Genomic DNA, 25,285 nt, shown 5'->3' with positions numbered 1-25,285 from the left:
TATTCTTATTATGAAAGAACTCAGCAAAAGAACAGCAGGATTTACAGACTCGGTTATACGAAGAATGACAAGAATATCAAATAAATACGGCGCGGTCAATCTTTCACAGGGATTCCCGGACTTTGACCCTCCGAAGGAAATTCTCTCACGACTTGCAGAAGTTACTAAAGAGGATTTTCATCAGTATTCCATTACATGGGGTGCCCAGAATTTCCGTGAAGCATTAGCTGCAAAGCAGTCACACTTTATGGGAAGAAAAATTGATCCCGACAGTGAAATTGTTGTGACCTGCGGCAGTACAGAGGCTATGATGGCAGCAATGATGTCAGTAACAAACCCGGGAGACAAGGTAATAGTATTTTCTCCGTTTTATGAAAATTACGGTGCTGATACTATCCTGTCAGGGGCAGAACCGATATATGTTCCCCTTATACCTCCGGAATTTTCTTTTGATACTGACGCTTTGGAAGCTGCATTCAGGCAGAATCCAAAAGCAATTATACTCTGCAATCCGTCAAATCCCTGCGGAAAGGTTTTCACTTATGATGAGCTGAAAATAATTGCAGATCTGGCAGAAAAATATGATACATTTGTTATTACTGACGAGGTCTATGAGCATATTGTATATGAGCCTTTTAAGCACGTGTATTTTGCAGGTCTTCCGAATATGTGGGAACGTACTATTTCATGCAGTTCCCTTTCCAAGACTTATTCTGTCACAGGCTGGAGACTGGGATATGTAATTGCTCCGCCGGTAATTATTGACACTGTGAAAAAAGTCCATGATTTCCTTACAGTAGGAGCAGCAGCACCTCTTCAGGAAGCAGCTGTCACAGGACTGAATTTCGGTGATGACTATTATGCCAATCTGCAGAAGAAATACTCTGAAAAACGCAAGCTGTTTCTTGACGGTCTTGACACACTGGACATTCCCCATACTGTTCCTCAGGGTGCATATTATATCCTGCTTGATATTTCTGAATTTGGTTATGACAGTGACCTGGAGTTCTGTGAGGTTCTGGCAAGAGACGTGGGAGTAGGGGCAGTTCCCGGCTCCAGCTTTTTCAAAGAGCCTGAAAACAGATATGTTCGTGTACACTTTGCAAAGAAAAACGAAACATTAAATGAGGCATTAAACCGCCTTGCTGATATGAGAAAGAAAATTGCTGTGAAAAAATAAAATTATGAGCCTGCCTTACTTACTGAGGGCAGGCTTTCATACTTTGTAAGCCGCAAGTCTTGAAAAAGCCTGACCAAAACTTTAAATTAAAAACTTTTTTCATGAATTAATATGGATTTAATAATCTTTTTATGCTATAATAAACACAATAAAGATCGGAGGAGTTATATGGACATTATTTCTCAGCAGACGCATACACCTAAAGCAATTCTTATAGGCGTTGATACCGGTGAATTCGATTCGGCACTTTCTATGTCAGAGCTTTACGAGCTTTCAAAAACTGCCGGAGTCAAAGCTGTTGCCGATGTGATTCAGAAGCGTCAGAATTATGACAGTGCCGCATGTATCGGACGGGGACGCCTTACAGAAATTGCAGAGTCAATAAAACCGCTTTATATTGATATTGCGATTTTTGACCATGAACTGACCGCTAATCAGACAAAAAATATTGAAGATATTCTCGGTATTCAGGTTATTGACCGTACTACTCTTATTCTGGATATTTTTGCTCAGCGTGCTATAAGCCGTGAAGGACGAATTCAGGTTGAACTTGCCCAGAACAAATACCGTCTTGCTCACCTTGCCGGAAAAGGTATTGAAATGTCCCGTCTGGGAGGCGGAATCGGTACAAGAGGTCCGGGGGAATCAAAGCTGGAAACTGATAAAAGACACATAAGAAGACGTATTGAAACTTTGGAGTCAGAGCTTAAAAAGCTTGAAAAAAGACGTGATTTTCACCGTGCAAGAAGAAAAAAAGACGGGGTTCTTACTGCTGCCATAGTAGGATATACCAATGTCGGAAAATCTACACTTCTGAATGCCCTCACCGATGCAGGAGTACTGGCTGAAAATAAACTTTTTGCTACTCTGGATACTACTTCACGAATGCTTGCACTGCCCGACGGAAGAAGTGTAATGCTTATTGATACTGTCGGACTGATAAGGCGTCTTCCGCACCAGCTTATTGAAGCTTTTAAAAGTACTCTTGAAGAAGCCGCCTGTGCAGATATAATTTTAAACGTAATTGATATCAGTACTGATGACGGTCTGAAACAGGCTGAGGTTGCTGACGCACTCTTAAACGAACTGGGCTGTGAAAATATCCCCAGAATAAAAGTATTCAATAAAGCTGATCTTGCCGTGAATCCGGAAAATATTCCTCATGACAGCAAAACTGCAATTATTTCAGCCAGAGAAAAACGGGGATTTACAGAGCTTTTGCAGTGTATTGCACAAAATCTTCCTGAAACTTCGGTCAGAAAGAAATTTCTTATACCATACAGTGAAACAAATCTCATAAACATAATCCGGACAAACGGAAAGGTTTATTCTGAACAATATACTCCGGACGGAACTTTTATTGATGCTTTGGTCGATATAAAAAATTTCCATCTTGTAAGCAAATATATAACAGAGGTGACAGATTATTAATATTAAATATCTTATTTCAGCGGCGGCATCTTCAGTACTTCAGACATACTATATAAAAAAATATTATAAACTGCCCCTTGAAAATAATGCTGTTCTTTTTGAGTCAAAACACGGTGCCGATCTTGCCGGAAATATTTTCAGACTGCTTGAATGTGTCCGGAAAAATTACAAAGACGAATATAAAATCTATCTCACCTGCCGTCCGGACAAACGAAACCGCATTGCATCACTGCTTAAGCGTTACGATATAAACAATATCCGCCTGGTATCTCCTAAAAGTACCGCATATTTCAAGGCTCTTGCACAGGCAAAATATCTTTTTACTGATACTTCATTCACACCCAGATACATTAAAAAAGACGGACAGATTATTACAAATACATGGCATGGGACTCCGCTTAAAAAAATGGGACGTGATGTTCCGTCAGAAATATACTCCATGGGCAATATTGAAAGAAATTTTCTTATTTCCGATTACCTGATATATCCTAATGAATATATGAAAGAAAAAATGATTTCTGCGTATATGCTTGACGGTGTATTCAAAGGCACTGTTCTTAATACCGGAATACCTAGAAACAGTATCTTTTTCCATCCGGAAAAAGCAAAGGCTATGAAAGAAAAACTAGGATTTTCAGACAAACAGCTTTTTGCGTACATGCCTACATGGAGAGGAAGTCTTACTGCACGTCAGAAAACAGAGCAGATAAATATATTGTCCGGATTTCTGGAGGAGCTTGACCGGAAAATGACAGACAATCAGCTCCTTATGGTAAAGCTTCACCCGTTTGTGAATTCGGATTTCGACTGCTCATCTTATAAACATATTATTCCTATGCCCGGTCAGTATGAAAGCTATGAAGTTTTAAACTGTGCTGATGTTCTCATAACTGATTATTCAAGCGTGTTCTATGATTTTGCAAATACAGGCAGGAAAATTATTTTGTTCGTATATGATGAAAAGGATTACTTGTCCGAAAGGGGAATTTATGTTTCTATGGATTCCCTTCCCTTTCCCAAAACGCATAATATTTCTGAATTATACAGCGAAATGAATCTGCCAAAAAATTATGATGACAGTAATTTCCGACGTTATTTCTGTACTTATGACTGTCCTGATGCCGCTGAAAAAATACTTGAACATGTTCTGAAAAATCAAAAGTCGTGCAGTACTGAAAAAATCTCTGACACGTCAAAAGAAAATGTACTTTTCTACAGCGGAAATCTTATTCAAAACGGAATAACCACTTCCCTTCTGAATCTCTTTGACAATATTGATACTCAAAAACGCAGGTATTACGTTACATTTGTAGAATCATCAGTAAAATCCGAACCCTTAAGAGCTGCAAAAATCCCTGATACAATAAGAATTCTGCCAATGCCCACCAAAATACAGTATACTGTTTTTGAAGGTATAGCACTTATGCTGTACTTCATATTCAATTGTGAAAATAAATTCACTTCCAGATACATGGACAGACTATATAGCAGAGAAATCAAAAGATTTTTCAGCGGAATTGGTTTTAATTCTGTGGTACAGTTTGAAGGCTACGGCAAAAACATGATTCATCTTTTTAAGTATTTCAATTGCAGTACTTCCATTTTCGTTCACAACAATATGGTCAATGAGCTTAAAAATAAAAATATTCAGCATAGGAATTCCCTCAGAGCAGCTTATCAGAGTTATAGTCATGTTGTACCGGTAACCTGTGACCTTATCGAATCGGTAAAAGAAACAGGCGGTGACGGCTGCAGAATATCCGTTGTACCAAACTGCCATTCATACAAAACTGTTATGGCAAGGTCAGAACTTCCGGTTACATTTGATGACAGTACGCAGTCTGATATTTCCGTCGGGGAACTTGAAAATATTCTCAACAGCAGCAGTCTGAAAATTATAAACATCGGTCGTTTTTCGGCTGAAAAAGGACATGATATTTTAATCAGTGCCTTTGAGAAATTTTATGAAGAAAACAAAAATGCATTTCTGATAATTATCGGCGGATACGGTGAACTATACAGTGAAACATTACAACAGGCAAAAATGTCATCTGCTTCATCAAATATTATTATAATAAAATCCATGAGCAATCCTATGCCCGTATTGAAAAAATGCGATTTATTCATACTCTCATCCAGATATGAGGGATTAGGACTTACCATTCTCGAAGCTGATACTCTGGGAATTCCTGTTATCTCAACCAACGTATGCGGTCCTTACGGGTTTATGAGTTCTCACGGCGGTTATATGACCGACCCTACACCGGAAGCTATATATAACGGCATGAAAGATTTTGTAAACGGTAAGGTAAAAGCTATGAATGTCAACTACGAAGAATATAACAAACATGCAGCAGAAGCTTTTGAAATGCTCCTTGACTAATTGACAAAAGCTTATATAAAGTAAAAAAAGACGGATGACAAACATCCGTCTTAAAAAATATATAGAGATATAATTTGGGGGTCGTTATTATCAGACTGTAAACAGAAGATCTGTATAAGTAGGAATTGGCCAGTACTTAGCAGGAACATTCATTTCCAGTTCATCTGCTACTGCACGGAGACTCTGCATAGCTGAGAATACTTCTTCTCTGTAGTATCTTGCAAGGGATTCAACACTTTCTTCATGATCCTTGGAAGCAATTCTCTTAGCATCAAGAGTATCAATTGCAGCATAAACAGAAGATGTCAGAGATGTAAGCTTATTTGCAAGTTCTTCTTCAAGTGAACTGTCAATACCAGCATTTTTCTTTGTAACAACTGCATCACTTACAAATTTTGTATATTCAAGTGCAGCAGGAGCAATAAGCTTCTTTGCCATGTCAAGCATTGTAAGAGCTTCAATGTTAATAACCTTGCTGTAATTATCAAGAAGGATTTCCTGTCTGGAAACAATTTCAGCCTTGGTATAAATTTTGAACTTTTCAAACATTTTAATATACTTTTCATCTGTATAATGAGGAAGAGCATCAACAGTTGAAACAAGGTTCGGCAGTCCTCTTCTTTTAGCTTCTTCAAGCCATTCATCAGAATAGCCGTTGCCGTTGAAGATAACTCTCTTGTGTTCCTTGATTGTCTTTACAAGCAGCTTCTTAAGAGCAGACTTGAAATCGTCAGCCTTTTCAAGCTCGTCAGCAAATTCACTGAGAACCTGTGCAACGATAGTATTCATAATAACATTTGTACAGGAAATTGAATCAGCAGAACCCAGCATTCTGAATTCAAACTTGTTTCCGGTAAATGCAAACGGAGAAGTTCTGTTTCTGTCTGTAGCATCCTTCGGGAAGTTAGGCAGAGCGTCAACACCGATTTCAAAAATCTTATCAGAATTTTCAGTAACCGGAGTACCGTTTTCAATAGCGTCCAGAACTCCCTGAAGTTCATCACCAATAAACATTGAGATAACTGCCGGAGGAGCTTCGTTAGCACCCAGTCTGTGGTCATTTCCGGCTGAAGCAGCAGAAATTCTCAGAAGCGGAGCATATTCATCAACTGCCTTGATAATAGCACACAGGAATGTGATAAACTGCATATTCTCCATCGGAGTATCGCCCGGATCAAGAAGGTTCTGACCGTCATTTGCGGAAATTGACCAGTTATTGTGCTTACCTGAACCGTTAACACCTGCAAACGGCTTTTCATGCAGCAGGCAAACCAGACCGTGCTTTAAAGCAACCTTCTTCATGATCTCCATTGTAAGCTGATTGTGGTCAGCTGCAATATTTGATGTTGTAAATACCGGTGCAAGCTCATGCTGTGCCGGCGCAACTTCGTTATGCTTTGTTTTTGCATAAATACCAAGCTTCCAGAGTTCGCTGTCCAGATCCTTCATAAAGTCGGATACTCTCTGCTTGATATTACCAAAATAATGATCTTCAAGTTCCTGTCCCTTTGGAGCCATTGCACCAAACAATGTTCTTCCTGTAAGCATCAGGTCTTTTCTCTGATCATAATACTTCTTGTCAACAAGGAAATATTCCTGTTCAGGACCTACTGTAGTTGTAACTCTTGTTGCTGTTGTATTTCCGAACAGTCTTAAAATTCTCAGTGCCTGTTCATTTACAACCTCCATTGAACGGAGAAGCGGAGTTTTCTTATCCAGAATTTCACCTGTATATGAACAGAATGCTGTAGGTATGTATAATGTACTGTCCTTAACAAATGCATTTGATGTAGGATCCCATGCTGTATATCCTCTTGCCTCAAATGTAGCTCTCAGTCCGCCGGACGGGAAAGATGATGCGTCAGGCTCACCCTTTACAAGCTCCTTGCCTGAAAATTCCAGGATTACGCTGCCGTCATCTGTAGGAGTAATAAAAGCATCATGCTTTTCAGCTGTAATACCAGTCATAGGCTGGAACCAGTGTGTATAATGTGTTGCACCTTTTTCAATAGCCCAGTCCTTCATTGCATTTGCAACAACATCTGCAACATCGCCGTCAAGGGCAGTACCGAATTTCTTTGTTTTCATAACAGATTTATAAACATTTTTCGGCAGTCTGTCTCTCATCACCTTATCACTGAAAACATTACAACCAAAATAATCTGCTACTGTCTGAACTTCTGACATAAGAAAAATCCTCCTTTAAATAATAAAAGCGCTTCAGCAGTAATGAAAATATAAATCAACCTGCTGAAACGCCATTGTTTCAAAATTAATTGGTATTAAGTTTATGTATACATGATACAACGAAAAAATAAAATTGTCAAGAGCTAATTTTGAATTTGTTTGTTTTGCACAATTTTTCTACGTTCTTTACCGGATTATTTATAATCATATTTTCTTTTTTCTATGTTTTTTTATTTTTTTATTGCTCTTTCACCTTATTTTTATTTACATTTTCTCAGAAATATGATATTATATAGAGTATAAAACCTATCAGAAAGGAATTTATTTTATAATGAGTACCTACAGAAAAAGAAAATCAAGGGTAAGATATGACCGTATTATCGGCGTGGCAGCCATTTTTATTGTTCTTATAATTCTGCTTGTTTCATGCTGTAAATCATGCGGTAAAGATGATAACAAAAATTCCGGAGAAACATCATCTATAATACCTACGGAAAACAAAAATGAAAATCCTGAATCTGAAGACAGTACGTCAGATGAATCCTCTGTTGACTCGCTGGAGAATTATTCAACAGTCAGCGCTCTTCCTAATGATGTCTATAAAGGTGATCTGATACTTGTAAACTCTGATCATGAATATACATTCCCGGTAAGCGATGAGGAAAATACCATAACTCCGATATATGAATTAATGAATGATACCTATCAGATCAATGACTATGAAACAAGTCTTTCATCTGTTGCTATAAACGCTCTTAATTCAATGATGGAAGCTTTTTACGCAAAAACCGGCAATACGGATATTATGGTGGTTTCCGGATACCGCACAAAAGAATATCAGGATGACATCTACAACTCCGGTACATCAAACATCAAGGGCGGATATTCCGAATACCATACCGGTCTGAGCATGGATCTTGGCATATTCCCTGAAAATGATTCGTCTTATTATTATACTGCTGAAGAACCTTACTCCTGGATCTCTGAAAACTGTGCAAACTACGGATTCATTCTTCGTTATCCGGAAGGCAAGGAAGACAAAACAGGGGTTGAATCAAAAAGCTATCAGTTCCGCTATGTCGGCATTCCTCATGCAGTATATATCAGCCAGAATGACCTTTGTCTGGAAGAATATATTGATGAACTTAAAAACCATTCCTTTGACGGAGAGCACCTGAAAGTCAACGCAGCAGAAAAAAACTACGAAATATACTATGTTGCTGCTGACCCTTCAGCAAACACGGATATTCCTGTTCCTTCCGACAAAACATATACTATTTCCGGAAACAATGTTGACGGATTTATAGTTACTGTAGAATTATAATAATTGTTCCAATTAAATCAGCCGCCGTAAAATAAAACGGCGGCATTTATTTAACCTGCAACTATAAAATCACTGCTTGCATATCCTGTTTGTCCATTATAATTTACAACATACCATCCGTTTCCTACATCTCCGTAAATTGTAACTCTGGCACCGTCCGGAATAGATCCTATGATCCTTCCGCCTGATGACGGGTAATCTCTGATATTGAGATTGGATCCGCCTGCTGCAACCACTCCCTGCATAACAGGTCCGGCATCTACAAATGGTATTCCAAAATAATCGCACAAAGACTGAACAAGATTTTTGGCAATCGCTCCAAGATTGTTCTTAAGCCATGTTACATCTTCAATATTGTCATGATATCCAAGCTCGCATAAAACTGCTGTCGCCCTGGTCTGGGTTACTTCTCCCAGACTTGTTGTAGGTACCGCACGGCTTTTGTCAGGAAGCGGATAAATGTTCTTAAGATTATTGGCTATAATTGTAGCAAGTCGCTCACTGTCAAAACTGCCCGGTGAAAAATAAATATCAATACCTCTGAGCTGCCCTGCCAGATGCTCAGGAGCCGCATTTGAATGAAGTGCCAGATGAACATCATAATATGCGGCATTTGAATCCCTTATAGCACCAACAACATTTTTGTCAGGATCATTTCTTACATATGTTATACCGCTCGATCTCAGGTATGGTTCCATTTTATCGGCAAGAAGATTCATATACTGTTCTTCATTTCCGCCGGTAACATATTCATTCCATTCCTGAGTGGACGGACTTAAAAAAACTTTAGGCATAAAATCAATACTCCTTTACAGCAAAATCACAGCGGATCTGTATCCGATGGCTGTATCATATTATATGCTGCAAAGAAGTATAATGTTAAGAAATTACCGGGCAGATACGCCGTTTTACTTATCCGGTTCATCGCTGACATATTCCATGAAATCACCGGGCTGACATTCAAGCTCACTGCAAATCTTATTTATGGTATATGCTGAAATTTCCGAACTGTTTTCCAGTCTGTAAACTGTTCTGGGAGTAAACATTTTCCGGAGTTGTTCAATATCAAGATTCCTTGAATCAGCAAGCTGGAAAAATTTTTTATATATAAGCATCTAAACACCTCCAAAAATAATGTTATCATAATAAACGCTAAATATTTTGTATTTTTTATTAACAATTTATGAATTGTAAGGAGAATGTAAAAAAATGTTTAAATATACATGCGACAACAAGCGTTACCATACGCTGGCATATCACAACAAGAAAATGTTCCGTCAGAAGGTTTACAAGGCTGTTATTGACGCCGGCTTTTCCTGCCCGAATAAGGACGGCAGCAAAGGCTTCGGCGGATGCATATTCTGTGACAGCGGAAGCGGTTATTTTACTGCATCTCCTGAAATTTCAGTTAAATCACAGCTTGATTCAGAGCTTAAAAGAATTCATCAGAAATATCCTGAAGCAAGTGCAATTGCCTATTTTCAGGCAAATACAAATACATATTCCGATGCTTACACCCTGAAAAAGATTTATGATCCTGTTATTGATTATCCCGGAATAATCGGGATATCAATAGGAACACGTGCTGACTGTCTTCCGTCAGATATTCTGGATTACCTTGAAGAACTTTCTCATAAAACCTATCTTACTGTGGAGCTTGGAATGCAGACAGTACATGAAAAGACTCTGACATTTATAAACCGTGGATATTCCCATGACATATTCTTAAAAGGATACTCTGAGCTTAAAAAAAGAAATATAAGAACATGCATTCATATTATAAACGGACTTCCCGGAGAAAGTGAAGATATGATGCTTGAGACTGCCATACAGGCAGGGAAGCTGGAACCGGATGCTTTAAAAATCCAGCTTCTTCATGTTATTTCCGGAACACCTCTGGCAAAATTATATAATGACGGAATGTTTCCGGCAATGTCAAAAGAGCAATATATAAATCTTACTGTAAAACAGCTGGAATATATTCCGCAGGAAACAGTAATTGAAAGAATAACCGGGGACGGGGACAAACGAAAGCTTATAGCACCTCTCTGGAGCAGCGACAAAATATCAGTTCTGGGCGGCATTGACAAGCGTCAGGCAGAGCTTGACAGCTGGCAGGGGAAAAAATACAAAAAAATTTAAAAAATGCTTGATTTTTATTGCGATATATGATATAATGAACAATGTTAGTGAATTATCAATAGCACTACTGTCTAACGTAACTGATGGGCTGCTGTGTTAATCATAATTGTTAAATTGAAAGAGGTGACAATCATGAAGGAAGGAATCCATCCGCAGTTTGAAAAAACTACAATCACATGCCATTGCGGTAATGTAATTGAAACTCGTTCTACAAAGAAGGACATCAAGGTTGAAATCTGTTCCAAGTGCCATCCGTTCTATACAGGCAAACAGAAGCTTGTTGATACAGGCGGACGTGTTGACAGATTTAAAAAGCGTTTCAATATGGATAAGTAAAAATTCAGGACGGCGTAAGGTCGTCCTTTTTACATTTTCGGAGTTTAAATATGAATTATACAACCATAAAATCCCCAGTTAAAGCGTCTTTCATTGAAAAGCGTTCTGAATTTATAGGTTATATTTCACCGGTTTCCACTAACGAACAGGCTGTGGAATTTATCAACAGAATAAAAGCTGAACACAGAAAAGCTAAGCATAATGTTTATGCTTATATTCTAAGAGATGACAATATTACAAGGTATTCTGACGACGGCGAACCTCAGGGTACTGCTGGCGTACCTGTTTTAGATGTCCTGCAAAAAAATAATCTTACGGATATATGCTGTGTGGTAACAAGATATTTCGGCGGTATTCTCCTTGGCGGCGGCGGACTGGTCCGTGCTTATTCACATTGTGCTTCAATCGCTGTTGATGCCGCTGAAATTCTGAATATGCATTATTGTATTACTGCATTGCTTGAAATGGATTATGAATTATACGGAAAAGTAAATTATATTCTTCCGGAATTTGAAGTAAAGCTTATAAATCAGGATTTTGGTACAAGCGTACAGCTTACAGTAAATGTAAAGTCTGACGCTTATGATTCACTTTGCAAAAAGCTTATTGATACAACCTGCGGAAAAATTTCAATAAAAAAAATAAGTGAACAGTTTGATAATTTTTAAATCAGCACCGTTTTCGACATTTTATGACGAATTTTGCGATAACTGTGCCGTTTCTTTGTCGAATTTTATGATATAATATACATATCATATTAAAGGAGACGTTACTATGAAAAGTTCAGATTACACCTTAATCAAAACATGCATTTCCAACGATGGTCAGAAAATATATTTTATATCTTCTGAAATGGAAACCATTGACGGAATAACTGCTGAATCACTCAGCATATCATCTGCCGTACCAGATGAAGTTGTCACAGTTAAAAATGTTGCCACTGATTTAAACATAGCTTTAAAAATTTTTGATAATTTAAAAAGCGAGTCAATATCACCGCAAAATCTTAAGCCATACATATTAAATTTTCTTTCTGAGAATTAAAAAAACAAGGAGATGTCCTGTAAGTGAGGGCATCTCCTTATTTAACATAATATTAGTTTTTTATGAAGTTTCTTATGCCGTTTAAAATATAAGCGGAATTTATTTTTTATTCCTTATTTTATATGATTTTATAACCTTAAGACGTGAAAACTCCTCACGTTCCTTTTCCTCAAGATTCTCAATAATATATTTTACCATTTCCTCATATCTGGGAATCAATATATTCTGCAATGCATTTGCACGCCGCTGAGCTTTCTTTATAGCAGTCGCCAGACGGTATATACTGTTTTCTACCTCGGCAAGCACAACCGTCATATCCTTTACCTTTGAGAACGATACATATGCCTTGTCAAGCTGTGAGTTAGTTGCATAAAATCCATAAGGCACAATTGTCTTTTTTCTTGTCAGTGTAACACTGGGAATATCAACTCCCATTACACTTCTGTAGGTTACAGAAATCCCGTTTTCAACCGGTACGCTCTGAGCGATCTTATCAATAACTCCAAGCGTAATATTTGCATCCTGCAAAGCCGCATAAGCTTCTTTATAAGTATCTTCAATGGAGCCTCTCAAAGATTTTGCCTTATCCATAAGCTGCATCATTTCTCTGATAAGAATATTTCGTTTTCTGTCCATCAGATCATAGCCCAGCCGGCAAAGTGCAAGAGTTTTTCTTGCCTTAATCAAATTACCCTTGGTAGGGAAAACCTGTTCCGCCATCTGCCAAACCTCCGCCGTAATTATTTCAATACAACTATACGAATAATTCCCACAGCAATCATTATAATTCCGCAGACAAGTATAATTATACCGCCCTTTCTGATACTCCCTGCTGCGTCCGGATCATTTTCAGCATTTTTTCTTATGCATTTTTCCGGATTAACGGTCATATAAACTCCTAAAACGGCAGCAATAATTCCGAGTATAACTGGTATGCAATCCATTTTTTACCTCCTGAACCTGTTCTTATAATTCCAGTAATTCCTTTGCTCTTTCAGGATTATAATACTTTTTCAGAAGTTCTTCATCAATTCTGTCCAGTTCACTTTCCGGAAGCAATGAAAGCAATGCCCAGCCCAGATCAAGTGTTTCTTCAATAGTACGTTCTTCATTAAATCCCTGAGATATAAAATGTTTTTCAAACTCAACTCCGAATTTCATATACTGTCTGTCAACATCTGAAAGTTCCTCTTCACCGATTACCGATGACAGCGAACGTGCATCCTGAACCTTTGCATAAGCCGCAAACAGCTGATTTGCCACAGCTGAATGGTCATATCTTGTATACCCTTCGCCTATACCGTCCTTCATAAGTCTTGAAAGAGACGGCAAAACAGCAATCGGAGGATAAATACCAGTCTGATCAAGACTTCTGTCCAGAACGATCTGTCCTTCAGTTATATATCCTGTCAGATCCGGAATAGGATGAGTTATATCATCGTTTGGCATCGTCAGAATAGGAATCTGAGTAACACTTCCGGTTGAGCCTTCAGCAATACCTGCTCTCTCATAAAGGGACGCCAGATCAGAATACAGATATCCCGGATATCCCTTACGTCCGGGAATTTCTCCCTTTGATGAAGAGAATTCACGGAGAGCTTCGCAATATGAAGTAATATCCGTAAGAATAACGAGTATATGCATATTCTTTTCAAACGCAAGATATTCAGCAGCAGTAAGAGCGCACCTCGGAGTCAGAATTCTTTCAATAATCGGGTCATTTGACATGTTCATGAACATAACGACCTTCTGCTGTACTCCGCTTTCAGCAAAGCTTTTCTTAAAATAATCCGCCACATCATTTTTTACACCCATTGCCCCGAAAACAACAGCAAAATCCTGACCGCTTTCATCGGCAATCTTAGCCTGACGTACTATCTGTACTGCAAGCTTGTTGTGTGAAAGTCCGGAACCTGAAAAAATAGGCAGCTTCTGTCCCCTGATAAGAGTCATAAGACAGTCTATGGAAGAAATACCGGTTCTGATATAGTTTCTGGGGTACGTTCTGGAAACCGGATTCAGCGGCTTTCCGTTTATATCTGCAAATTTTTCAGGATAAATATCTCCCAGACCATCTATAGGCTTTCCTGAACCGCTGAAAACACGCCCCAGCATTTCCTCTGACAATGCAAGCTCCATAGGTTTTCCGGTAAATTTTGTTCTGGTATTTGTAAGTGAAAGTCCCTTAGTACCCTCAAAGACCTGAAGAACTGCTCTTTCGCCTGATATTTCAACGATTCTGCCGACTCTCTCAGAGCCGTCGCTTAAGCGTATATGTGCCACCTCATCATATCCGACATTCTTTACATGATCCAGAGCGATCAGAGGTCCGTTGATTTCGCTGAGTCCGAGATACTGAATACTGCTCATACAGCTCTCCTTTCACCTGCCTGACTTACAAGTCTGCCAAACACATCAATAATTTCTTCTCTGTATTCTTCAAACATTTCAGGTTTATCATTTGGTATATCATATTTGATTTTTATGACCTTTTCCATAAGTCCCGTTCCGGTAATTTCGCTCATAGAAACTCCGGCAGCCAGAGCCTTTCTTGCTTCTTTGTACAAAACAAGAATCATATCCATCATAAGCTTCTGCTTTTCAAGAGGGACATAAGTATCATCCTTATGATATGCATTCTGCTGCAAAAATCCTACTCTTACAACTCTGGCAAGCTCAATAATAAGCTTCTGCTCGTCCGGAAGAACATCTGCACCGATAAGCTTTACAATTTCCATAAGCTGATTTTCCTCAATAAGAATATTGGAAACCTCCTGACGCATCTGCAAAAATTCCGGACCTGCTTCCCTGTTATAAAAATCCGTCAGATCTTCAATATACTCACTGTAGCTTGTAGTCCAGTTAATAGCCGGATAATGTCTGGCGTACGCCAGAGATTTGTCAAGTGCCCAGAAGCATCGTACAAAACGCTTTGTATTCTGGGTTACAGGCTCTGAGAAATCTGAACCCTGAGGAGAAACTGCACCAATTATAGTGACAGAACCCTCTCTGCCGCAAAGAGTTTTCATATACCCTGATCTCTCGTAAAACTCCGAAAGACGTGACGGCAGATATGCAGGGAATCCTTCCTCTGCCGGCATTTCTTCAAGACGTCCGGAGATTTCTCTTAAAGCTTCTGCCCATCTGGAAGTAGAATCTGCCATAATAGCTATGTGATAGCCCATATCTCTGTAATACTCTGCCAGAGTGATACCGGTATAAATAGACGCTTCTCTTGCAGCAACAGGCATATTTGAGGTATTTGCGATAAGCACTGTTCTGTCTGTCAGCGGACGGTTTGTTTTAGGGTCAGTAAGCTCTGAAAACTCCTCCAGCACCTGAGTCATTTCATTGCCTCTTTCGCCGCATCCTATATATACGATTATATCGGCATCGCACCATTTTGCAAGCTGATGCTGAGTCATAGTCTTACCTGTTCCGAATCCCCCCGGAATGGCAGCCGTACCGCCCTTTGCAATCGGCAGAATAGTATCAATAATTCTCTGTCCGGTAATAAGCGGACGTGAAATCATAAGTCTTTCAGAAACTGGTCTGGGCTGACGTATAGGCCATTTCTGGCAAAGTGTCAGTTCATGAATTCTTCCCTTTTTATCTTCGATTTTGCAGACAGTATCATTTACACGGTAACTTCCGTTTTCAGCAGTCCAGACAACCTTTCCGCAAAGAACAGGTGACAGCATACAGTAATGCCTTATAACCTGAGTTTCCGGACAGGATGCATATATATCCCCGCCTTTGAGTTCAGTTCCCACTGTAACTTCAACAGTTACATCATAAAGCTTTTCCTCATCAATTGCCGGAACATTAATGCCCTCGTTTATAAACGCACCCGAAACCTTTTCAATGGCTTTTAAAGGGCGTTCAATACCGTCAAAAATATTTGAAATAATTCCCGGACCTAAAGTAACGCTCATAGGAGCATTTGTATTAAATACCGGCTCACCGACTTTAAGTCCTGTTGTCACTTCATAAACCTGTATAGTTGTAAATTCTTCAGTTATGCCTATAACTTCGCCGATAAGACGCTTGTTTCCCACATATACCATTTCCAGCATGGAGAAATCCTTTGTATTTTTTACCTTTACAACAGGTCCGTTTACAGAATATATTGTATTCAATTCCGTTCACTCCTCTTATCAGCTGTTAATATCTTTTCTGAAACTGTATTTACTGCTGAAATTTTTTCTTTGTTCCTCAATAGCACTGTCAAGGGTTTTGTCAATAACTATCCCTTTTTCAGTATTTACAATTGAAATTCCGCCGATTTCAATATCAGGATCAACCTCCACCCTGCATCCGGCAGACTGTTCCAGTATCTCTTTATAGTCTGAATCCTTTTGAGATATCATTATAACAGAATTACTGTCAATACCGTTATCACTTGCCAGAGATAATATATACTCTTTATATTTATCAGATGAAACAAAAAAGTTAATTTTCATTCTTACAGCTTCAAATATACGATCTGTAAGTGTATCCCGGTATTTCAGCTCATTCATACGAAGCTGCTGCTGTCTGAGAGCAAATTCCCGGCGGTATCCGGTTTCAGTCTCTTTTACAGCCTTCTGGATCTGATTATATGCTTCCATCAGTGCTTCATCTTCAGCCTTGTCAATTCTGCGTTTTTTTTCAGTCTGTGCATCTGCAATAATAGTGTTTATCTTTTCATCCACTTCCATATTTACAGAATTCATAAATCTGTCAAGCTTTTCAGCCTGTAATTCGTCCATTTAAGCACCTCCGTCTTAAAGCTTAAGCCCTATTGCATCACTTACATATCTGTTAATAGTTTCAGTTATCTGCGATGTTGCATGCCTGTCCGGAATTTCAACAATAAGCGGTGATTTATAATTAAGCTTTATGTCATATACCAGATCTTCGCAGAGTTTCACAAGCTTTTCAGTCATTAGTATAATTGCTACGTCCTTATCATTTACGGCTTTTTCAAGTTCATTTTTCACTTCATCCGGTTCATGAACAACAACGCCGTTTATACCTGCCAGTCTCATTCCCATCTGGGTATCAATATTATCGCTTATCAAATAAAATTTCATACCATTCAACCTTATGCACATCAGAGAGCGTTCAGTATCATAAATGAAATAAGGAATCCGTAAAGAGCAACACCTTCACCGAGAGCTACGAAAATAAGAGCTTTAGAGAATGATTTAGGTTCTTCAGCAACTGCTCCGATTGCTGCCGGAGCCGCAGAGCCTACGGCAATACCGCAGCCTATTGAACCCAGACCTACAGAAAGGGCTGCTGCAAGATATCCGATACCGGCATTTCCTATTGAATCGCTTACAGCCTCAACAACCTCCGCATTTACAAATCCGCCAACCGGGAATATAACTGCCAGAGCCAGTACTGCAAAAAATGAACACAAGTTAACTATAAACGCTTTTTTGGCAGCACTATTACTTTTTTTCTTTTTAAGAATATAAACCACCGGAAGCATCAGAAGAACAACTGCAAAAAGAGGAAGAAGCAGGATTTCAAAAATATTCATAATAAAAAACTCCTTTAATCAATATTTTTATCATAATTAATTCCAACAGGTTCAAAAGGCTGTCCGTCTCCGTCATAGAAACGTGAGAAAACCTCATAAAACTCCAGTCTCAGCACCTGTATTCCGACAATAAGACCTTCCATTCCCATTACAAAAATATTTCCGAGAACAATGACTATCGGAGAAGCGCCCTTTGCAACACTTTCAGAAAGCATCATTACTACAGACATCATTCCGGCATGAGAAAAAATAAATCCGCCGATTCTTACAAATGAAAGAGTATTTGTTGCATACCCCAGAATAAATTCAAATACTTCAAAAAAGTTTGACGCTAAAAAATCTCCTATTCCGCCTTCAAGTCTGAATTTTTTTCCTGAAACCAGACATCCCAGCGGTTCTCTGAAAAACATCAGTACAAGCGGAAGAACTATCAGACACAATACATAAGGTAAAGTAAAAAGATTGCCTTTGCCGGTCATCATAACTGCAAGACCTGCAAGAAGAGCACCGAATACAACAAGTCCGGCTATTCCGTTGTTGCCAAAAACCGACCCCACATAATCCTTTTTTCTTAAACATGTTATTATGTTAATAATAATTGAAATTATAATAATTATTACTCCGATAATAATTGCACCTATTAAAATACCCATGGTATTTTCCATAATTTCCAGCGGTTTATGTTTGAGTCCAATAAGCTTGTAAAGAGGATTAAGTGCCTCTTCAAATCCTAATACCGAGCCATAGATCAATCCGAAAAATGCACTTGACAAGCCGATTCTTTGCAGTATTGCTCCAAGTGCAGCACCTTTTTTCTTATACACAAAATATCCTATCAGCGAAATTACCAGTCCCTGACCCAGATCGCCGAACATAATACCGAACAAAAGCGTATAAGTCACTGCCACCAGGGTTGTGGGATTGAATCCGTTATATGACGGCAGTCCGTACATTTCCACAAACATTGAAAACGGCCGTGAAAACCTGTTGTTTTTAAGCTTCACCGGAGTTTTTATAATATTTTCATTTCCGGCAGGCTTTACAACCAGTGACACCGAATCAATTGCATCAAACAGTTTTTCCACACGCTTTATCTGTTTTTTTGGTACAAATCCCACCAGATAAAATTTGTCTTTATACACTGCGGCATTTTTGCGGAGTTCAAACAAGTCATAAAGATATTTTACCCGGCAAAAATACTGATTCAGGCGTTCCCCTTTCTGAGAAACAAGAGCATCCTTTGTTTTTCTGAGAATTGTCTTTTGCTTTTCAAGCTCATTAATTTTAACCCTGAGCTTTTCCTCTTCTTCCTCCGGGGTATCAGTAATAAAATCCGGAAGCCAGATACGCTCAAAATACAATGATTTAAAAATATTATCCGTTTCCTTTATACTGTCAATAGGAGCAAAATAAAATCCCCATTTATAACTGTCATCATCGTCATACGGTATAAAAATAAACGTTTTATTATCATAATATGACAGCTTCTGATAGCTTTCATCCGGCAGTTTTCCGAATCTGACCTTTATGTGAGAACAATTAAACAGTCTGCCTACATCAATCTTCATACCCTTAAGATGTTTAAGCTGAACCAGTGCCTGACTTCTTTCCTTTATCTGCTCTGAAATATCACTTATAGCGGTATTAACTTCCTTAAATTCTTTTTCAAGTACAGTAAAGTCCGCTTCAATATCATCAATTGTCATATTATTGATTTTTGCAGTATCAGTCTCACAAAAGTCAAAATCCTCTCCAGCATCAACTGCCGTTATTCTTTTCACAAGATTTTTATAAGGATTTTCCTCATCAAGCCTTGAAAGTTCCTCAGAGCTTGCAGCAGATTCCTTTTTAGCATCTCCGATATGGAAGCATCCGCTTTCAACGCACTTTTCCAGAGTTCTGTCAAGATCCTTAAGCAATCCGGCAATTGAAAGAAATTCCATTTTTTCTATAGACATTTTTTCACCTCCGTATCATATTCACTTAAATTACTATTGTATTATAATTAATTTTTCCATATATGATATGCTTTTATTATATCTGATACTTTCAACAATTTTAATAATATTATTAAGCTCCACTTCAGACAGATACATAAGCGAATATAAGCTTACTGCCGCATTATCTGAAAACATCAGAGCCTGTCGTGCCATATTACATTTAAGTTTAACAAGCTCACGTTCAAAGGTTTCACTGTCCATATTTTCATCAAGGTTTTCCATACGTCGTCCGTAACGATTTTTAGAAAGCATCCGCAGAAATTCCTCCGGAGTTGCAGTTTCAAACAGCTGAGTCTGCTTGTCCCGGCTGAGTTCGCCATAAAACGGCAGCATATTTTCCTTAAGTGTCTCACCGTCAGCATAGAAATATTTTTTCATTCTGTACGCATTAATAATATTAATTATGTCCGTCTGTGCATAGATCTGATCCAGAAGAGCAGATTTTGACTTTCCATGAAAGGATTTTTCCGCTGTTTCAATAAGCCATTTCAGGTAATATGTCCGAAGCATTACCTCACATTTGGTATAGGGAATATTCCCGTTTTTATCTGTCTGAATATTTTTCAGAATATTATAATAAGGAGTATGCCTTATGACCTCAAGCAGCTGTTTAAAATCAGAAGCTTTTGCAAGAGCAATAAGGTCAAAGCTTGCCTTTTTAAGGAGATAAGCATGCATTGACCCAATATAAACATCCTCACTGTCATTGTTCAGATAAAGAATAGCTTTCAGCAGTTCCCGTATTTCAAATCTTACCAGCAGAAAATTATAAAACGGTTCATCATTCAGATGCTGAAATTTGCAAAGCCGTTCATACTGGTCATAATAAGCCTTATTAAGGAGTGATTCAAGAAATCCCCTGTGAACTGAAGATGTATCTATATTTGCCAGAGCATCTGAAAAATGAGTACTGTGCTTTAAATATTCCGCCGCCTCACTTACTTTCTTTTTGGAGGCAAGTTCCATATAATCATTTTCCTTAAGTCGTTTGCCGTATACAGCCCGAGCCTTTGCGACTGTGGCATTTTTTGAAGCTTTCATCTACTCACCTACGATTTCAGCAAATATTTCCTGTTCTATTTTCTCATGATTATTCTTATAGAAAGCATCAAGAGCCGCTATTTCTTCCTGATATTTTTCTTCAAGCTCCGCCGTATCCTTTTCAAATTCAGACTTATTAAATGCCTTCACCTGAGAAATTCTGTCCTGAGCGTCGCAAAGAAGCTTTTTCTTTATTTTGCTGCTTTCTTCATCAGCTTCCTTCAGAATCTGCTTTTCCTTTTCCGCCGCCGCACTCATTCTTTCATCAGCACTGCGGTCAATTTCAATAATTCTGTTTACAACGCTTTCCATAATTTTTTACCTCTTCTCAGTTTTTAATACTGTGCATAGGCGCTGGTATTCTTCCGCCTCTGGAAATAAATTTAGCCGGAGATTTTCTGTTGATATTCATAACCGGTCCGCTTCCGAGCAGTCCGCCGAATTCAAGGGTTTCTCCCACCTCTTTACCGATTGCCGGAATAAGTCTTACAGCAGTAGTTTTATTGTTAACCATACCAATCGCTGCTTCATCGGCAATAATTGCGGAAATAGTTTCAGCAGTAATATCCCCCGGAACTACTATCATATCAAGTCCTACAGAGCATACAGCTGTCATTGCTTCAAGCTTTTCAATGCAAAGAGAACCGTTGTTTACAGCGTCTATCATACCTGCGTCCTCAGAAACAGGAATGAAAGCACCAGACAGTCCGCCGACATTTGACGAAGCCATAACGCCGCCCTTTTTAACCGCATCGTTTAAAAGAGCCAGAGCTGCCGTTGTTCCCGGAGCACCGCAGCTTTCAAGACCGATTCCCTCAAGGATATGTGCAACACTGTCCCCTACTGCCGGAGTCGGTGCAAGAGAAAGATCCACAATGCCGAAAGGAACTCCCAGCATCTCAGAAGCCTTTGAACCTACCAGCTGTCCCATTCTTGTAACCTTGAATGCAGTTTTCTTTATTATATCAGCAATTTCATTAATTGATGCATCAGGGTGCTTTTCGATTGCAGCTCTTACAACTCCCGGACCTGAAACGCCTACATTAATTACACAGTCCGGCTCACCTGTTCCGTGGAAAGCACCTGCCATAAACGGATTATCCTCAGGAGCATTGCAGAATACCACAAGCTTTGCAGGTCCTATACACTGATTATCAGCAGTTACCTCAGCAGACTTCTTTATAATTTTTCCCATCATAGCAACTGCGTCCATATTAATACCCGTTTTGCTTGAGCCGACATTTACAGAAGAACATATATTTGATGTAACAGCCAGAGCTTCCGGTATGGAATTAATAAGATCAATATCTCCGGCACTGAAGCCTTTCTGGACAAGTGCTGAATATCCGCCGATAAAGTTTACACCACAGGTATCCGCTGCTTTCTGGAGTGCCAGAGCGAATTTAACAGGATTCTTTTCAGTACATGCAGCTGAAACTATGGCAATAGGAGTAACAGCAATTCTCTTGTGAATAATGGGAATGCCGTATTCCTTTTCAATTCTTTCTCCGACTTTTACAAGATCCTTTGCCTTTGAAGTAATTTTGTCATAGACCTTCTGGCATGCCTTGTCAATATCACTGTCAATACAGTCAAGGAGAGAAATTCCCATTGTTATTGTTCTGATATCAAGACATTCGTCCTGAATCATTCTTATAGTTTCAAGTATATCGTAAACATTAAGCATTTCATAATCTCCTTAAAAATCAAATACGGTGCATTGAATTAAAAATATCCTGATGCATTGTATGAATTGACAGATTCAGTTCTTCGCCAAGCTTGTTAAGTCTTTCAACTAAAACCACGAAATCAGCATTCATTTTTGAAATATCAACCATCATTATCATTGCAAACATATCCTGCAAAACACTCTGGGTAACATCCATTACATTTGCATTATATTCCGCACACACTGCGCTGACCTTTGCTAAAATCCCTACATTGTCTTTTCCGATAACAGTTATAACTGCTTTCATAAAATTTCCTCCTTGAAATTCGGTAAACCGAAAAAATGTTTGCGTTTATTATAACATATTTTCAGCAAAAATAAAACCCCTAAAATCATTTTAATTTATATCATGCATTTATTTATGCTGTTCATTTCTTTTTTTTATAGTATTTCTGGTTATTGCTGCCAGCTTCTGAGTAGTATTTTCCGGAAATGTGGACAAAAACAATATACTCTGTTCATACGCTGAATGTTCGTCAAGCTTTAAAATTTCAGTAAAAAACTTATGTATCATATCAAAGTTTACCGAAAGTTTTTTTGCTGTTTCACGTCCAAGATCAGTCAGTACAACGCTGCTTGCATAATCAGGATTTATAAGTTCCAGCCTTGCCATGCATTTAAGCATACGGCTGACGCTTGGACGGGTTACTGAAAGACTGTTTGCAATATCAACCGAGCGGACAACCTTAAGTGTCTTGCTCAGTTCATATACTGTCAGAAGATATTTATACTGTCCGGCACAAAGTTTCATAAACATTTCCTTTCCTTTTTGTTACTGCTCCGCCAGTCAGAGCAAGAATTTATTAAAAGTGTCATTTTACTCGTCATCAACAAGCTTTACTTGTCTTATATATTGTACCACTTTCTGACCCCGATGTCCATATTTATGCAAAAAAAGAGGTGCTTTTGGCACCTTAATCTGTATACAAGCCATGATTTCAGTCAAACCAGGCAGCATACCTGTACTTTTTAGATATAATTTTTTATAATATCCTTTATCCTGTTTTCATCAGATATTAAACTCCGGGTCAGCTCATACAGGTTTTGATATCTGATCATTTTCTGATTATATGTTTTTCCGGCAAAGTAATTTTCTCCTGAAAGACAGTCATATAAATATCTGCATGCCAGTTCAGCAGTAATACATATCATTCCGAGAAAATAATCTTCAGGATTTTTATTCTTTATATTCTGAAAATAGCCGTGGCAGTAGATACTGAACTTTTTTAAATCTATCCTGTTTTCAGTAACGCATACGGAACGTGCACCGTCCCCGAAATCATATACATGCAATCCCGGCATTACTGTGTCAAAATCAATCAGGGTAATACATTTGCCTGTTGCCTCATCAAACAGGGCATTTGAACATTTGACATCGTTATGTGCAACCATAACCGGAATATTTTTATCCTGAAGACACTGTTCATATTCAAGTATTTTACGGAAAAATAAAAATTCTTTTTTCATGGATTCTGTTTCATATTTTAAAAGATTGTTTATTCTAAGACGAGTATTGTGAAAGTCTTTAATAGTTTCATAAAATAATGACGGATCTGATTTTTCTGTTGATCTGTGAAATTCACCCAGTATTCTTCCGAATTCATATATTCTTTCCGCACTGTCAGCAGTTTCATAAGAAACAGAATTATCAACAAATTCATATATTCGCCAGAACTCATTGTTATATTGCAGATAGTTTTTTTCATTGCTGTAAAGATAATGTATTTTACAGTCAGGAATAATCCGGCATATTTTTTCAGTGTTTGCCATTACCTGTCCGGGATTGTGAAATACATTTTTATTTATTTTCTGAAGAATATAGCTTTGACCGGAAGAATATATTATTCTTAACGTAAGATTTATGTGTCCGGAATTCAGTCTGATAATATTGGTATAATTGTTTTTAAGACCAAATAAGGTCAGTATGTTCATTAGATTTTCCACATTTTATCACCTAACTTTTATAATAGCAGATTATTTTTATAATTACAAGTCTTGAAGTTGAACGATAAAAATGATATAATAAAATAAGGAAAGGGGTCATATTATGTCAGTATTTAAAAATATCGGAAAAAGTATTTCCAACAAAAGCAAGGAAATTTCACAAAAGGCAAAAATTATGTCTGAAACCAGTTCTCTTAATAATATAATTAAGGGTGAAGAATGTAAAATTGATTCTCAGTATAAGCTGATCGGAAAAATGTATTTTGAAAATTACGGCGAAAATCCGTCTGAAGAATTTAAACCTGCTATTGACGCTATAAAAAGCTCCATAGTTAAAATCGGTGAAACAAAAGAAGAAATCATTAAAATCAAAAGCCGTTTTTGTTGTCCGTCCTGCGGAACACCCTTTAAAAATGATGCGATATTCTGCTCAAAATGCGGAACCAGACTTCCTGAAAAGCCAAAGGGTAAACAACCGGCTGAGTCAAAGCAAACCATTTGCTCTAACTGTGGAAATATTCTGGAAGAAGGTGCTATGTTTTGCAATATATGCGGAACAAAGTTTGAAGAAAAAACCGATTGTCAGGATACTGTAAATGAAATCACTGTACAGCCTGATGTAAAAGAAACCGTTGAAAATATTCCTGCTCCTGCTGTTGCAGAGGAAAAGGAAGAAGAAAAAGCAGTTGTTACCGAGGAACCGGTAAATATTACTGAACCTGATACAGAAAAATCAGTTTCAGAGCCAGTGGAAAATAATGCTGCGGCTGATGAAAATACCGTGGAAACAATTAAAAAAGTATTTTGTCCGAACTGCAAAAATGAAGTACATACTGATGATTATTTCTGTGATTCATGCGGGGAAAAGCTGAAATAAAAAGCTGTCCGGATTGGTTTCTGACAGCGTAAAAACAATATAAAAATACTTCCTTCAGGCTTGCCTGAAAGGAAGTATTTTTTCATTAAAATGCTCCAGCATCAATAATTCTTCATCTGTAATATTCATAATTTACC

26 protein-coding genes are annotated in these 25,285 nt (G+C 38.2%); 9 read left to right on the top strand and 17 right to left on the bottom strand.

Features of this window, described 5'->3' with window-relative positions; genetic code table 11:
- Positions 1–10: 10 nt before the first annotated feature.
- The 3 genes from ACI4WO_RS04150 (at position 11) to ACI4WO_RS04140 (ending at position 4,994) form a co-directional block, all read left to right on the top strand.
- Entirely contained in the window at positions 11–1,180 is a 1,170-nt protein-coding gene (locus tag ACI4WO_RS04150) for a pyridoxal phosphate-dependent aminotransferase (protein WP_439806297.1), read from the top strand.
- 168 nt (positions 1,181–1,348) lie between these two features.
- The gene (gene hflX / locus ACI4WO_RS04145) at positions 1,349–2,611 is read left to right on the top strand and encodes a GTPase HflX (protein ID WP_439806296.1); all 1,263 of its coding nucleotides are present in this window, start codon (positions 1,349–1,351) and stop codon (positions 2,609–2,611) included.
- Positions 2,604–4,994, top strand: coding sequence for a CDP-glycerol glycerophosphotransferase family protein (locus ACI4WO_RS04140; protein WP_439806312.1), 2,391 nt, complete (start codon positions 2,604–2,606; stop codon positions 4,992–4,994). The genes hflX and ACI4WO_RS04140 overlap by 8 nt, the downstream gene beginning before the upstream one ends.
- A gap of 90 nt (positions 4,995–5,084) precedes the next feature.
- Here ACI4WO_RS04140 and ACI4WO_RS04135 read toward each other — a convergent pair whose 3' ends face one another.
- Entirely contained in the window at positions 5,085–7,181 is a 2,097-nt protein-coding gene (locus tag ACI4WO_RS04135) for a glutamine synthetase III family protein (RefSeq protein ID WP_439806295.1), read from the bottom strand.
- A 331-nt stretch (positions 7,182–7,512) separates the two neighbouring features.
- Here ACI4WO_RS04135 and ACI4WO_RS04130 point away from each other — a divergent pair, with 331 nt between their 5' ends.
- On the top strand, positions 7,513–8,505 hold the full coding sequence (locus ACI4WO_RS04130; protein ID WP_439806294.1) for a M15 family metallopeptidase: 993 nt from the start codon (positions 7,513–7,515) through the stop codon (positions 8,503–8,505).
- Positions 8,506–8,555: 50 nt separating this feature from the next.
- On the opposite strand, the gene ACI4WO_RS04125 is transcribed toward ACI4WO_RS04130, so the two are convergent.
- Positions 8,556–9,299: an SH3 domain-containing protein gene (locus ACI4WO_RS04125; RefSeq protein ID WP_439806293.1), complete on the bottom strand. Its 744-nt coding sequence runs from the start codon at positions 9,297–9,299 to the stop codon at positions 8,556–8,558.
- 114 nt (positions 9,300–9,413) lie between these two features.
- On the bottom strand, positions 9,414–9,620 hold the full coding sequence (locus ACI4WO_RS04120) for a helix-turn-helix domain-containing protein (protein WP_439806292.1): 207 nt from the start codon (positions 9,618–9,620) through the stop codon (positions 9,414–9,416).
- 94 nt (positions 9,621–9,714) lie between these two features.
- On the opposite strand from ACI4WO_RS04120, the gene ACI4WO_RS04115 reads away from it, so the two are divergent.
- From ACI4WO_RS04115 to ACI4WO_RS04100, 4 genes are all read left to right on the top strand, one after another.
- Positions 9,715–10,647 (top strand): TIGR01212 family radical SAM protein, encoded by a 933-nt coding sequence (locus ACI4WO_RS04115; protein ID WP_439806291.1) that lies wholly within the window; start codon positions 9,715–9,717, stop codon positions 10,645–10,647.
- A 132-nt stretch (positions 10,648–10,779) separates the two neighbouring features.
- Positions 10,780–10,983 carry a 50S ribosomal protein L31 gene (rpmE, locus tag ACI4WO_RS04110; protein ID WP_147642477.1) on the top strand — a complete coding sequence of 68 codons (204 nt, stop codon included), beginning with the start codon at positions 10,780–10,782 and terminating at the stop codon, positions 10,981–10,983.
- Between the two features lie 50 nt (positions 10,984–11,033).
- Positions 11,034–11,651 (top strand): YigZ family protein, encoded by a 618-nt coding sequence (locus tag ACI4WO_RS04105; RefSeq protein WP_439806290.1) that lies wholly within the window; start codon positions 11,034–11,036, stop codon positions 11,649–11,651.
- A gap of 106 nt (positions 11,652–11,757) precedes the next feature.
- Entirely contained in the window at positions 11,758–12,027 is a 270-nt protein-coding gene (locus ACI4WO_RS04100; RefSeq protein WP_439806289.1) for a hypothetical protein, read from the top strand.
- A 99-nt stretch (positions 12,028–12,126) separates the two neighbouring features.
- Here ACI4WO_RS04100 and ACI4WO_RS04095 read toward each other — a convergent pair whose 3' ends face one another.
- The 14 genes from ACI4WO_RS04095 to ACI4WO_RS04030 all read right to left on the bottom strand — a co-directional run bounded on the left by ACI4WO_RS04095 (position 12,127) and on the right by ACI4WO_RS04030 (position 24,259).
- Positions 12,127–12,747, bottom strand: coding sequence for a V-type ATP synthase subunit D (locus ACI4WO_RS04095; RefSeq protein WP_439806288.1), 621 nt, complete (start codon positions 12,745–12,747; stop codon positions 12,127–12,129).
- Positions 12,748–12,767: 20 nt separating this feature from the next.
- Positions 12,768–12,971, bottom strand: a complete 204-nt coding sequence (locus tag ACI4WO_RS04090) for a hypothetical protein (RefSeq protein WP_439806287.1) — start codon at positions 12,969–12,971, stop codon at positions 12,768–12,770.
- A 22-nt stretch (positions 12,972–12,993) separates the two neighbouring features.
- Positions 12,994–14,397: a V-type ATP synthase subunit B gene (locus tag ACI4WO_RS04085; RefSeq protein WP_439806286.1), complete on the bottom strand. Its 1,404-nt coding sequence runs from the start codon at positions 14,395–14,397 to the stop codon at positions 12,994–12,996.
- Positions 14,394–16,166 carry a V-type ATP synthase subunit A gene (locus ACI4WO_RS04080; RefSeq protein WP_439806285.1) on the bottom strand — a complete coding sequence of 591 codons (1,773 nt, stop codon included), beginning with the start codon at positions 16,164–16,166 and terminating at the stop codon, positions 14,394–14,396. The genes ACI4WO_RS04085 and ACI4WO_RS04080 overlap by 4 nt, the downstream gene beginning before the upstream one ends.
- A gap of 18 nt (positions 16,167–16,184) precedes the next feature.
- Positions 16,185–16,778, bottom strand: coding sequence for a V-type ATP synthase subunit E (locus ACI4WO_RS04075; protein ID WP_439806284.1), 594 nt, complete (start codon positions 16,776–16,778; stop codon positions 16,185–16,187).
- Between the two features lie 15 nt (positions 16,779–16,793).
- The gene (locus tag ACI4WO_RS04070; protein ID WP_439806283.1) at positions 16,794–17,102 is read right to left on the bottom strand and encodes a V-type ATP synthase subunit F; all 309 of its coding nucleotides are present in this window, start codon (positions 17,100–17,102) and stop codon (positions 16,794–16,796) included.
- A gap of 20 nt (positions 17,103–17,122) precedes the next feature.
- Entirely contained in the window at positions 17,123–17,557 is a 435-nt protein-coding gene (locus ACI4WO_RS04065; protein WP_439806282.1) for an ATP synthase subunit C, read from the bottom strand.
- A 14-nt stretch (positions 17,558–17,571) separates the two neighbouring features.
- Entirely contained in the window at positions 17,572–19,515 is a 1,944-nt protein-coding gene (locus ACI4WO_RS04060; RefSeq protein WP_439806281.1) for a V-type ATP synthase subunit I, read from the bottom strand.
- Between the two features lie 33 nt (positions 19,516–19,548).
- On the bottom strand, positions 19,549–20,598 hold the full coding sequence (locus tag ACI4WO_RS04055) for a V-type ATPase subunit (protein WP_439806280.1): 1,050 nt from the start codon (positions 20,596–20,598) through the stop codon (positions 19,549–19,551).
- Complete coding sequence (locus tag ACI4WO_RS04050) at positions 20,599–20,910, bottom strand: hypothetical protein (RefSeq protein ID WP_439806279.1); 312 nt, start codon at positions 20,908–20,910, stop codon at positions 20,599–20,601.
- Positions 20,911–20,926: 16 nt separating this feature from the next.
- A complete protein-coding gene (locus tag ACI4WO_RS04045; protein WP_439806278.1) occupies positions 20,927–22,285 on the bottom strand; it encodes a PFL family protein in 1,359 nt (452 codons plus the stop codon).
- 19 nt (positions 22,286–22,304) lie between these two features.
- Positions 22,305–22,574, bottom strand: a complete 270-nt coding sequence (locus ACI4WO_RS04040) for an ACT domain-containing protein (RefSeq protein ID WP_439806277.1) — start codon at positions 22,572–22,574, stop codon at positions 22,305–22,307.
- Between the two features lie 108 nt (positions 22,575–22,682).
- The gene (locus tag ACI4WO_RS04035; protein WP_439806276.1) at positions 22,683–23,084 is read right to left on the bottom strand and encodes a metal-dependent transcriptional regulator; all 402 of its coding nucleotides are present in this window, start codon (positions 23,082–23,084) and stop codon (positions 22,683–22,685) included.
- Between the two features lie 212 nt (positions 23,085–23,296).
- The gene (locus ACI4WO_RS04030; protein ID WP_439806275.1) at positions 23,297–24,259 is read right to left on the bottom strand and encodes a phosphotransferase enzyme family protein; all 963 of its coding nucleotides are present in this window, start codon (positions 24,257–24,259) and stop codon (positions 23,297–23,299) included.
- A gap of 115 nt (positions 24,260–24,374) precedes the next feature.
- Here ACI4WO_RS04030 and ACI4WO_RS04025 point away from each other — a divergent pair, with 115 nt between their 5' ends.
- Positions 24,375–25,148 (top strand): zinc ribbon domain-containing protein, encoded by a 774-nt coding sequence (locus ACI4WO_RS04025; RefSeq protein WP_439806274.1) that lies wholly within the window; start codon positions 24,375–24,377, stop codon positions 25,146–25,148.
- Positions 25,149–25,285 lie beyond the last annotated feature (137 nt).

The organism is Porcipelethomonas sp., assembly GCF_051893655.1.
Taxonomy (GTDB): Bacteria; Bacillota; Clostridia; order Oscillospirales; family Ruminococcaceae; genus Porcipelethomonas.
The sequence above is the reverse complement of the archived record's forward strand: the minus strand, read 5'-3'. Positions and strand labels throughout refer to the sequence as shown.